Below are 12,104 nucleotides of genomic sequence, written 5' to 3'. Positions count from 1 at the left end.
TTAAAATAGTACACACCTAATGCTATTTCATGTATTACAAATCTATATTAACACGAAAAGATTTTAGCTTAGAAATGCTACCCTATTTATTATTCTACCTTTGCTATAATTAATTTTCGCGATAGTGCGTTTAGACAGTATAACGCACAGTTTATCTATACAGAGTTTTAAAAAACCAACATTCATTATGTTAACTAACATTTTGGAAATTGGAAACTAAATAATCCAAAATATTGTTGTGAAAATTTCCTGAGCCGCATGTTGTAAAGAAGTTTAGTATATACTGACATTGATATATGCATAGCATGCTTACTTGGAACAATATACCGTAAGCTAATTAAGTGCAATGCTTACGCAGTGATGTAGATTATTAAAGGTGTTATCTATTACTCTAGTTTCTAGAGTTTCTTACTGCTTATAGTTTCCACCAACCAAAGAAAGAAACGCTGCCATAAAAAATTAAGCAGTAGTCTAGAGTATACAAAACGCTCATTTATAGAACTACAACTTATTAATATATAGATACTACTGCATTGTAAGTAAGTTAGCGCGCTATATGCTGATACTAAAATCTTTCTACTAAGCTGGTAATACTAGTTTATATCATAGAATATGATTGATAACGTTGACTGTACCGACACACTCAAGAGCATTCGGAGATACAAACTGCACGAAAATTTCGTCGTCCTTAATCATCCCCATCTCATAGCGAGCTCGTTCTTCTATTGCAGCAGTCCCACCCTGTAGATCTCGCACTTCGCCGGCGATTTGCTCATTATTTATTTTCAAGACATTATTTTTCTTCTTTTGTGCTGCGAGCTGCTTCTGCAGCTCGCGCACATGCAACCAGCTGCTGTGGCCACACCATAACGGGAATTGGGTTAGTGAGATTAGTCCAATGAGAATAACGCTTACTATCCGCACAATAATCTATAAATGTAGGTGTATAAATATAATACTTTTGATCAGATCGACAATTATGGCTTTATGCTTTTTAGCATGTTGCATTGGCACAGATTATAAAACGCAGAGCGTCCGGAATAGCTTGCCGTGTCACTTAAATCCTCTTCAATGCGAAGCAGCTGATTATACTTAGCGATCCGATCACTTCGCGATAGGGAGCCTGTTTTAATTTGGCCTACATTTAAACCAACAGCAATGTCGGCTATTGTTGAATCTTCAGTTTCGCCAGAGCGATGTGATACGACAGCAGTGTAGCTAGCTCGCTTAGCCATCTCAATAGCCTCGAAAGTTTCAGTCAGTGTTCCAATCTGGTTGATTTTTATCAAAATAGAATTTGCAATGCCATTCTCAATACCTCCCTTCAGGATCCGCGTATTGGTCACAAATAGATCATCACCAACTAGCTGAACTTTCTTACCTAGTCGGTCAGTTAACAACTTCCACCCGTCCCAGTCGCTTTCATGTAGACCATCCTCGATTGAAATAATCATAAACTTTTCAGCTAACAGCGCAAGATAGTCCGTAAACTCAGAGGATGTTAACCGTAGATTCTCACTAATCAGCTGATACTTGCCATCGTTATAAAATGTGCTAGCCGCACAGTCAAGTGCCAGTAATACGTCTTCACCAGCACGATAACCAGCTTTTTCAATCGCCTGAAAAATTGTTGACAGGCATTCATCATTGCTTTTAAAGTTCGGCGCAAAACCACCCTCATCGCCGACTGCAGTGCTCATGCCGCGGTCTGATAAAATTTTATATAATGCGTGAAATATCTCTGTACCACAGCGCAGCGCCTCACGGAAAGTCGGTTGACTTATAGGTACGATCATAAACTCTTGTATATCTAGACTATTATTCGCGTGTACGCCACCATTCACAATATTCATCATAGGTACCGGCAATTGCATTGCACTGGAACCGCCAAAGTATCGATATAAAGGTAATCCCACTTCCTCAGCAGCGGCTTTTGCAACTGCCATTGATACGGCAAGCATCGCATTCGCACCAAGATGAGATTTATTATCAGTGCCATCTAACTCTATTAGAGTCTTATCCAGTAAAACTTGCTTAGACGATTCTAGATTAATAATTGCTCGGGAGATTGTGGTATTGATATTCTCAACTGCTCTGAGCACCCCCTTTCCACTATAACGACTAGCTTCATTATCACGCAGTTCAATCGCTTCGCGCGACCCGGTCGATGCACCAGACGGCACCGCTGCGCGACCCATTATGCCTGATTTAAGAAATACGTCGCACTCGACGGTTGGATTACCTCTCGAATCAAGAATTTCGCGACCAATAATGTCTACGATAGCGCTCATGCTGTTTCCAGGGAAAGGATAAATTAGTTTAACTATCTTGGGTTATGGGGTAGCGATTAAACACGCATAAACTATGATAATATTTATTCGAGATATTAATAGTTATAAACTTTATTTGCACTTAAGTGAAATCTTTTTCTAGATGACATAAATTAGACATACAGGTGAGGGTTATTAGCGTTTCCAATAATACATGCATTTACTATAATAGTACTGTATTTAAACTATCAGATTTCGACAGCGTGAGATCTAGATGCGTCTCCAAAAAAACAGTCCTATAAATGTCGACCACAACAGCGGCACGCACTAGAACTGGACCGAACTCTCTTTGCCCACTAGACTGAGTCTCCCGACTACCAGGAAGCTGCACTGAGGAGTTGTATCAAATACGACCGGACACCACTTTCTCGCACAATTGAGAATGAATAAATACGGAGATAAGATTGTTATAATCGAAGCAAGTTCCGCGCTTCGTAAGCAAGTAAGCTGTCTGCCGACAACCTAGTTTCCTCAGTTTCTATAGCTGCTGAACGTTCTTTATCAATTGTATTCTTTATATCATATAGCACTAAGATTGACTTGTTTGATATTGACTACCTTTCCAGAACAAGCGCATCCTAGAAAAATAGTCTACTGAAATAGGAATTCCGGCATCTGCAGTACGTCGACAACTGGTGTAACTGCATTAATATTATGCTTTGAATGAACATTAGTGATACTGGTACGCTAATCTAGCGGCGCACCTCACCGAGAATATGAAAGCCTTGATTTATGACAACTCTACGAAGCGCTTCATCCGAACTGCAATGAGCTTTATCATACGTTAACTTATCAACAAATAGAATGCACATCATGCCAAAATCTTACTGAACTAGCCGTCGGTATCAATCGCTAGCTCCAAGACTCAATCACATAGTTTATAGAAATCAATAAGATTGGATTATCTAGCTCGACTTTGAAATCACATAGATATTAACTTCCTACCCACCATCGTTAATGGTGCGACACTCGGCCGCTACATTTACTATGCTAGTAGTTTACGATATGAAAGAGCTGCCTCTAGGTAATCGTTAAATAGCGGATGACCTTTATGAGGCGTTGAGGTGAACTCAGGATGGAACTGACAACCAACGAACCATGGGTGCAGATCTGCGCGTAACTCCATCATCTCAGGTAAATCCTGAGTAGGTGCGCGCGCGCTAATGATCATCCCACTAGCCTCAAGCACCGGAACGAAATGATTATTAACCTCATAACGATGCCGATGCCGCTCGTTAACATCGTTGCCGTAAATCTGTTCGGCGCGCGTACCTGGCTTAACTGGACAGCGTTGCGCGCCTAGCCGCATGGTACCACCAAGGTTCGAAGATTCACCACGCTTTTCAAGGGTCCCATCACGGTCATACCATTCGGTAATTAGAGCAACGATTGGATTTGGCGTCGATGGTTCAAACTCGGTGCTATTAGCCTGGTGTAGGTTCGCGACATGACGAGCAAATTCAATTACTGCTAGTTGCATACCTAGACAAATACCAAGATATGGTACTTTTGCCTCACGGGCATAGCGGATTGCTATAATTTTACCTTCTGTGCCACGCTGCCCAAAACCACCTGGCACTAAGATCGCATCTAGGTGAATAAGGCTGTTGATACCTTCTATCTCAATCTTCTCTGAGTCGATATACTCGATATTCACGCGTGTTAGTGTATGTAAAGACGCATGACGCAGCGCCTCGATTAGAGACTGATACGACTCTACGAGCTCAACATACTTCCCAACGATACCAATCGTAACCTCATGTGCTGGATGCTCGAGCCGGTACACGAGATTCGACCATAGCGCTAAATCTGCTGGATTTGGTGCTATATTTAATGCGTCGCAGACAATCTTGTCTAGACCCTGGTTATGCAGCATTTGTGGGATCTTATAGATGCTGTCCACATCCCATACGGAGATAACTGCATCATGCGGTAAGTTCGAGAATAGCGAGATCTTAGCGCGATCAACATCTTGGATCTGGCGATCGGCGCGGCATAGCAGCACATGCGGCGAGATACCAATTTCCCGCAGTTTTTGCACGCTATGCTGAGTCGGCTTAGTTTTTAGTTCGCCGGCTGTAGCAACAAATGGGACTAACGTTAAGTGTATAAAACACGATCCATGGCGCCCTAGACGCAAGCTCATCTGCCTGGACGCTTCCAGGAAAGGAAGTGATTCGATATCACCAACGGTGCCACCGATCTCGACAATCGCGACGTCAGGTTTTCTACCGGGCGTTGATACAGCGCCACGCTCAATAAACTCCTGAATTTCGTTCGTAATATGAGGGATAACCTGGACAGTTTTTCCCAGGTATTCACCTCGGCGCTCCTTACGAATTACCGACTCGTACACCTGGCCGGTCGTGAAGTTATTGGCGCGCCGGGTCTTCGTACTAATAAAGCGCTCGTAGTGCCCTAAGTCTAGATCTGTCTCGGCGCCATCTTCAGTCACAAATACTTCACCATGCTGAAACGGGCTCATAGTTCCGGAATCAACATTAATATAGGGATCGAGCTTCAGTAATATGACTTTGAGACCGCGTGACTCGAGGATTGCGCCAAGGGATGCGGCAGCAATGCCTTTGCCTAAAGAAGACACTACGCCGCCGGTGACAAATATATACTTGGTCATCGATTGATGCTCGCTGGAAAGCCAGATTATATGGCAATATCTGTCTTGCCCTTAGTAGCCCCGCTCTCAGTCCCTTAGCAGGCGCTAAATTACGCAAGTTTTTTGGGTAACTGCTCTATTAGAAATAAATTCTAACCATGCATCCGGCTAGAATAAAAAGCAAATACCAGAACCACTATATTACATAAATTAATCTACACATCATTCAGGAATGCATTTTAGTTACGAATCCGATGGGGGCATACGTGTATTCTAGATACCAAGCTTTAGCGAGCACTCTCGTACTAAAAGATAGGATCTCATAACTTATATGTTTATTTAATATACAAGCGTTCTAGCGTGAAAGACCTACTTGCATATAAAATTCTTATTTTTTTAGGACTTGAGCAATACAGGAGGACAACACTTATTGGGTTAGCCTTACTGCATAATAACTACATAAATCTACATTGAAGCACCTCGTTTCTAGTGAGACGCTACACGAATCAGCTTGTCATTAAGACAATCAATAATGGCATAATGATATTACATTATTTCATTCTGCAGAACCCCATCTCGCAAGCGTAGTACCCGATCGCAGCGAGCTGCTAATTCGATATCGTGTGTAACGATCACGAAGCTTGTTTCAAACGTTTTTGATAACTCTATGATCAGCTGGAATATCATTTCCGCAGCATGACTGTCAAGGTTGCCAGTTATCTCATCTGCCAGTACGCACGCCGGCTGCGTTACTAAAGCGCGTGCGATTGCTACGCGCTGCCGCTGCCCGCCAGAGAGCTCTTTGGGTCGGTGTTTTGAAAGATGCCCAATACCGACGCGCTCGAGTATGATTGATGCCTTACGACGCGCACTCTCGAGTGATATTCGCTGGATACGCAACGGCATCGCGACGTTATCCAGCGCTGTAAATTCTGGCAAAAGATGATGAAACTGATAGACAAATCCCAGGGCACTATTTCGAAAATCAGTACGTTCACGCTCCGCCAGTCTCGAAAATGGTCGATCTAGTAGCACTACGTTTCCCGTACTAGGCTCATCGAGCCCACCAAGAATATGGAGCAGCGTACTCTTACCGGAGCCAGACGAACCCACAATAGCCAGCTTCTCGCCTTTATATACATGTAATTGTATGTCGGTTAGCACCGGTACCGGCAGGCCATTTTGCATAAAAATCTTTGATATACCGGTTGAAATTAGAACGATTTGTTGTTCTTCTATTGTGCTACTCATAGCGTAATGCCTTGGCTGGATGCACATTAGCTCCTCGCCAGCTCGGATATAGTGTCGCGATAGCAGATAGTACAAAAGATATTATGCCGATCTTGATTACGTCAGTTATAACTAAATTACTAGGAAGATTACTGATAAAATATATTGATGGCGGAAGAAATTGAAAATTAAAAACATGCTCGATCAACGGTACTAGCCACGGAATACTAACGGCAAGGACACAGCCAAGCATAATGCCGATGCTAGTACCCACAAAACCTATAGTAGTTCCCTGAATTATAAAAATCTTCATAATCGATCCAGGACGAGCGCCAAGCGTTCGTAAAATTGCAATGTCAGCCTGTTTATCAGTGACTGTCATCACCAATGATGAGACGAGGTTAAACGTAGCGACTGCAGTGACCAGCATAAGAATAATAAACATCATTCTTTTCTCGATTTTTACTGCTGAGAACCAGGTTTTATTTTGTTGGGTCCAATCTCTGATATATAAGTGACTAGATAGTGCTCGAGTAAGTTGTTGAGCCACTTCCGGAGCGCGCTGCATATCCTTAATCCGAAGCCGCAAGCCGGTAGGCGCGCTCAACTGAAATAATGCCAGAGCATCATCAATTGATACTAGGGCTAGAGTTCTATCGAATTCGTAATGACCTGACTCGAATATACCAACTACGGTAAACTGCTTAAATCGGGGAGGCACGTCCTCTGACGTGATGACACTATTCGGTGATACTAGAGTAACTTTGCTGCCCATAGTCACGCCCAGAGCACTCGCTAGATCAACGCCGATCATAATACCAAACGATGTCGGCCGCAGATTGATCATCTGACCTATTTTTAGCTTAGTATTAATATCAGATACATGCGGCTCTAGCTTAGGATCAATTCCACGTATAATGACACCGTTGACCTTATTTTTTTGTATAAGTAGCGCTTGCATATCGATATACGGAGCTGAGCTAATTACTGATGGATTTTGGCCAACCTCTTGACTAATTAATTTCCAATTTGGAATTGATCCAAAAGGTGAGAGAATCTCAATGTGTGCTAGTACGGATAACATCCGATCTCGCACTTCTTTTTGGAAGCCGTTCATTACAGACAGCACCACAATCAAAGCCGCAACGCCGAGTGCAATTCCCAACATCGAAATTAGAGAAATAAACGAAATAAATCCATTATCGGAAGAACGTTTTCCGGTGCACGTATAGCGCAATCCAATTTGCCATTCATAAGGGAGCTTCAAATCAATCCTTTATCTATAATTATCAACCCTTGCTGATATACATCGCCTGGGTAACGATATAGCTTTCTATATAACACTGCGTTCTGCTGTTGCGTGCTGTTTTAGAAAAAATTGACTCCATTTCTAGTCTGTCATAATGGAAAAATCTATAAAATTTTTCGGGCGATCACTATTTAAGGTGAATTAAAAAATTAGAAAAACCTAAGAAATACTATATAGTTTTTCTACTATAATCTATGCTAGTTTTTTTATTTAACTTAAAAAACATATTTTTATAAAAATAGAGAGGGTTTTCATTCCTTAAAACTGTATTATTAAAATAATTTAATCCTCAATCCAGATTTGAGAACTGCCATGATCATTTCGATCAGTAGAGGCCTAAGAAAATTTTTTAGTGAGATTATTTGAGTCTCACGTCATACCGTGCAACGCTTTAGCGTCTTTTTTCCATAAATTGGAGTTTTTCTACTTTGTTTAAATAATTGAAGTAGCAGTCCGCAGATAAGGCGGGAGTGCGCAATCTCTGTCGCGTGATGACAATACGCAATAAGTTAAAGAGATCGATATAACCGGCGGATTGCCCTACAATGCGCTTTATCATGCACGCTAAACATCGTTTTTCTCGCCTCCACTTACTAGTACCATTTTCGTTACCAACACTGGCTAACTCACGGTGTGCTCTACAGAACCTATCTAAACCGGCGCTAGATAGCTTAATCGCACACGCCAGACTTATCGAACGCGTAGTCGAGAGCGATTTTCAGCGCTCATTGCCCCATGAGCAGTGGGTCGCTCGTTGTTTCGGTGTTAGCTATACTGCTGCGTCTTCTGCATCGTGCCAGAAAGGCGAAAATGCGGCAATGGGTGAGTCGACACATCTAGATAAAACTGACATGGACGCGCCGCTCGCTCCGTACATGCTTCTTGCGGATGGCAGCGAACCTCGAGATGCTATCTGGATATGCGTCGAGCCTGTTCATCTGCAGCTCTCGCAGACTTATATAGTGCTAAGTAATGCTGATATGTTGCAAATCTCGAAGAGTGATGCGGCTGCGCTACTTGCTGTTGCGAGACCTTTAATTGAGGAACTTGGCATAGAACTAGCAGCTCCTACGCCCCTACGATGGTACTTATCAGGTGAGAAACTGGGCCTATTAGCAAGCGCGTCGCCACTTCGCGTCTCCGGACATAACATCGAGATTTGGCTACCGCACGAGGCTTATACTGGCCGCTTACCTAGTACGTGGATAAAACTGCAGAACGAAGTTCAGATGGCTTGGTTTACGCATCCGGTTAACCAAATTCGAGAAGAGCGCGGATTACTTGCTGCGAACTCGATTTGGCCTTACGCCCAGGGATGTATAACGCCGGTAATGCGGCCCTTCGAGTGCGTACTGTCACAAGCAGCTGCTACGCGTGGTCTAGCGCTTGCGAGTGCTGCCTCGATAGGAATGCCGCCTACCTCCTTCAATATGCTGTTGCAACAAATCGGTAGTCAATCTTCAGTTTTTGATCCACGCAGTGTAACGCTAGTCGAACTTGATCAACTAAGCACACCATTCTTGCAGCAAGACTGGTTACGCTTTCGTGCTGTGCTCGAGGTAATGGAGCGCGACTGGTTTGCGCCAGCACTTATAGCATTAAAACGCTATGAACTTCCGGAGCTCACGTTAACGCTGTGCGGCGACGCCATTGCAATCACACTCGTTATACGCCCTATGGAGATAAAAAAATTCTGGCGGCGCCGATCGTTTGAGTCGCTATTATTATGAGCTCGCGTCTATGACTAATATTATCACTCGAACCCACTCATTCTCTGACGAAAACGCTATTATATGGAAGGGTATTCATCCAGTGCTTGCCAGACTGTATTCGTCTAGAGGCATTAGTGCGCCTACCGATGTAGATACTCTACTAACGCGACTCTTACCACCGGATGGGCTCTTAAGCATTAGCAGAGCAGCAGCGCTGCTAGCTGATGCAATTACTATGCAACAGCAGATCTTAGTAGTCGCTGATTATGATTGTGATGGAGCAACTGCATGTGCGGTAGCCGTGCGTGGTCTGCGCCTATTCGGCGCACATATTAACTACCTAGTGCCGAACCGCTTTGAATTTGGATACGGACTAACGCCAGATATTGTTAAGCTAATCGCTAGTCGTCCTAATGCATGCCCTAATTTATTAATTACCGTCGATAACGGGATTGCTAGCATAGAGGGTGTAGAAGCCGCTAACGCACTCGGCATTAATGTATTGATTACTGATCATCATTTACCTGACGATACCTTGCCTGCTGCATATGCAATTGTCAACCCAAATCAACCAGGCTGTGTATTCCTAAGCAAGAACCTTGCTGGTGTTGGCGTGATGTTCTATGTGCTATTAGCGCTGCGTGCACTATTTCGGCAGCGAGGCGCCTTTAATGGGCGTGCTGAGCCGAGGCTAGACGGACTTCTTGACTTGGTTGCGTTGGGTACAGTAGCCGACGTAGTGGAATTAGATGCGAATAATCGCATACTGGTTGCGCAAGGCCTGCAGCGTATCCGTAATGGCAAAATGCAACCAGGAATAGCATCGCTTTTCCGGGCATCTGCGCGTGATTCGGGTAACGCATCTACATTTGATCTAGGATTTGGGTTAGGGCCGCGACTAAATGCGGCAGGTCGGCTATCTGACATGTCTCTTGGAATCGAATGCTTGGTCACTGACGATACGCGTCGCGCCGATGTCTTGGCACGAAAACTCGATATTATGAACCGTAAGCGTCGTGAAATCGAGGCGCAGATACAAGAAGAGGCGTTAGCCGAACTCGTACAGTTTAGTCCGCGTGATAAATCTACAATCACGGTATTCAAACCAACATGGCACCAGGGCGTAATAGGTATCGTTGCTAGCCGTCTTAAAGAGCACTTTTACAGACCAGCAATTGTGTTCGCTCTGACTGATGAGTCAGGAGAACACGTAAAAGGCTCTGGACGCTCAATTCCCGGATTTCATTTGCGTGATGCGCTGCACGCAGTTTCGAAGCGAGAACCCGGACTAATCGGGCGATTTGGTGGCCATGCAATGGCCTCTGGCCTCACCCTGCACACTAGGGATATACCGCGCTTCGCTGCTATATTCGACATAGTGGCGAGAGAGTGGCTGAATGAAAATGTACTTGCTCAACAAATTGAGACGGATGGTGAGCTAGAAGATGCGTATCATACATTATCATTTGTTGAGCTAATTGAAAAAGAGGTATGGGGCCAAGGTTTCCCGGCACCAGTTTTTTCAGCAGAATTTGAGGTGCTCTCTCAGTCACTTGTTAAGAAGCGGCATTTAAAGCTAAAGCTTGCCCGTGGGCACTTGCACTGTACAGCAATCTGGTTTAACCATAATGACAGACTTCCGGCACGGGCATTATTCGCCTACCGGATTACGCGTAACACCTGGCATGGCGTGTCGCGCGTGCAATTAGTCGTCGAGCACGCAACGATCTAATATCATCCTTTATAATTTTAGTCTCTTTCTAAGATCCTGATTAATATGGAAGCAGAACGCCTGAACGTAATCAATTCAACTCTGACTAACTTGCAAAAGCGCGCCGAAGATCTTCGGAGGTATCTTTGACTTCGATGCGAAAAAAGCCCGACTAACAGAAGTTAAGATAGCCCTAGAAAATCCGGATATCTGGAGTAACGTAAAGCAGGCTAAAGCCCTCGGCCGAGAAAAGAAGCTACTCGAGGCAGTTGTTCATATGCTTTCGACGCTTGACCGTGACCTAACAGATACGCGGGAATTATTTAATCTGGCCAGCGAGGAACAAGAGAATAGTACTCTACTAGCCTGTGAGGCTGACGTCTCCTCGCAGGAACATCGAATATCGAATATCGAGTTTCGCCGGATGTTCAATAATCTAGACGATCTAAATAACTGCTTTGTCGATATTCAGGCGGGTGCTGGTGGTACAGAAGCACAGGACTGGGCGTCAATGCTATTACGCCAATATTTACGCTACTGCGAGCGTAAAGGCTTCAAAACCGAGCTGCTTGAGCAGTCAGATGGTGAGGTAGCGGGCATTAAAAATGCTACGATCAAGGTCGAAGGTGAGTACGCCTATGGTTATTTACGCACAGAGACTGGTATTCATCGCTTAGTTCGCAAGTCGCCGTTCGATTCGGCTGGCGGCCGTCATACATCATTCTCGTCGGTGTTTGTATACCCGAAAGTAGATGAATCAATTGATATCGATATCAATCCAGCCGACCTGCGCATTGATACATTTCGAGCATCTGGGGCCGGTGGCCAGCATATTAATAAGACCGATTCGGCGGTGCGCATTACGCATTTGCCGTCAGGCATTGTTGTGCAGTGTCAGAATGATCGTTCACAGCATCGAAACCGTTCGGAAGCAATGTCAATGCTTAAATCGCGGTTACACGAGAGAGAGATGCGAAAGCGTCGGGCTGAGCAAGATAAACTTGAGTCAAGTAAGAATGACGTAGGATGGGGGCATCAGATTCGCTCCTACGTGCTTGACAAAAGTCGTGTAAAAGACTTGCGCACAAAAGTCGAAGTAAGCAATGCACGCGCAGTACTGGATGGGGAACTCGACATTTTTATACAAGCAAGCCTAAAGCAGGGCATAAATTCTAGCATTCTAGCATAGACTATTGCA

7 protein-coding genes and 1 pseudogene are annotated in these 12,104 nt (G+C 44.1%); 3 read left to right on the top strand and 5 right to left on the bottom strand.

Features of this window, described 5'->3' with window-relative positions; translation table 11 throughout:
* Window positions 1–648 precede the first annotated feature (648 nt).
* The 5 genes and pseudogenes from ftsB to GKR41_RS01895 form a co-directional block, all read right to left on the bottom strand.
* A pseudogene (gene ftsB / locus GKR41_RS01915) lies at window positions 649–924 on the bottom strand (cell division protein FtsB); the annotation flags it as partial.
* Window positions 925–977: 53 nt separating this feature from the next.
* Window positions 978–2,291: a phosphopyruvate hydratase gene (eno, locus tag GKR41_RS01910; RefSeq protein WP_226810171.1), complete on the bottom strand. Its 1,314-nt coding sequence runs from the start codon at window positions 2,289–2,291 to the stop codon at window positions 978–980.
* Between the two features lie 1,024 nt (window positions 2,292–3,315).
* Window positions 3,316–4,965, bottom strand: a complete 1,650-nt coding sequence (locus GKR41_RS01905) for a CTP synthase (protein WP_226810170.1) — start codon at window positions 4,963–4,965, stop codon at window positions 3,316–3,318.
* 525 nt (window positions 4,966–5,490) lie between these two features.
* Window positions 5,491–6,195: an ABC transporter ATP-binding protein gene (locus tag GKR41_RS01900; RefSeq protein ID WP_226810169.1), complete on the bottom strand. Its 705-nt coding sequence runs from the start codon at window positions 6,193–6,195 to the stop codon at window positions 5,491–5,493.
* A complete protein-coding gene (locus GKR41_RS01895) occupies window positions 6,188–7,441 on the bottom strand; it encodes a lipoprotein-releasing ABC transporter permease subunit (protein ID WP_226810168.1) in 1,254 nt (417 codons plus the stop codon). The genes GKR41_RS01900 and GKR41_RS01895 overlap by 8 nt, the downstream gene beginning before the upstream one ends.
* Window positions 7,442–8,028: 587 nt before the next feature.
* On the opposite strand from GKR41_RS01895, the gene GKR41_RS01890 reads away from it, so the two are divergent.
* From GKR41_RS01890 to prfB, 3 genes are all read left to right on the top strand, one after another.
* Entirely contained in the window at window positions 8,029–9,213 is a 1,185-nt protein-coding gene (locus tag GKR41_RS01890; RefSeq protein ID WP_226810167.1) for a regulator, read from the top strand.
* 10 nt (window positions 9,214–9,223) lie between these two features.
* Entirely contained in the window at window positions 9,224–10,927 is a 1,704-nt protein-coding gene (gene recJ, locus GKR41_RS01885; protein ID WP_226810166.1) for a single-stranded-DNA-specific exonuclease RecJ, read from the top strand.
* A 45-nt stretch (window positions 10,928–10,972) separates the two neighbouring features.
* Window positions 10,973–12,095, top strand: a protein-coding gene (prfB, locus tag GKR41_RS01880) for a peptide chain release factor 2 (RefSeq protein ID WP_226810165.1) whose coding sequence is annotated in 2 segments (ribosomal slippage) — window positions 10,973–11,044 and window positions 11,046–12,095 — 1,122 coding nt in all. Because the reading frame shifts where the segments join, the coding sequence is not laid out codon by codon here.
* Window positions 12,096–12,104: the final 9 nt, after the last annotated feature.

This window comes from Candidatus Vallotia laricis (assembly GCF_020541325.1).
GTDB classification, from domain to species: domain Bacteria; phylum Pseudomonadota; class Gammaproteobacteria; order Burkholderiales; family Burkholderiaceae; genus Mycetohabitans; species Mycetohabitans laricis.
Note: the sequence above shows the minus strand (reverse complement) of the source record. Positions and strands in the feature narration are given on the sequence as shown.

Excerpts from the sequence above, each read along its gene's own strand:
- GKR41_RS01890 (WP_226810167.1), top strand. The coding sequence starts at position 8,029 with ATGCGCTTTATCATGCACGCTAAACATCGTTTTTCTCGCCTCCACTTA.
- recJ (WP_226810166.1), top strand. The coding sequence starts at position 9,224 with ATGACTAATATTATCACTCGAACCCACTCATTCTCTGACGAAAACGCT.
- GKR41_RS01905 (WP_226810170.1), bottom strand. The coding sequence starts at position 4,965 with ATGACCAAGTATATATTTGTCACCGGCGGCGTAGTGTCTTCTTTAGGC.
- eno (WP_226810171.1), bottom strand. The coding sequence starts at position 2,291 with ATGAGCGCTATCGTAGACATTATTGGTCGCGAAATTCTTGATTCGAGA.
- GKR41_RS01900 (WP_226810169.1), bottom strand. The coding sequence starts at position 6,195 with ATGAGTAGCACAATAGAAGAACAACAAATCGTTCTAATTTCAACCGGT.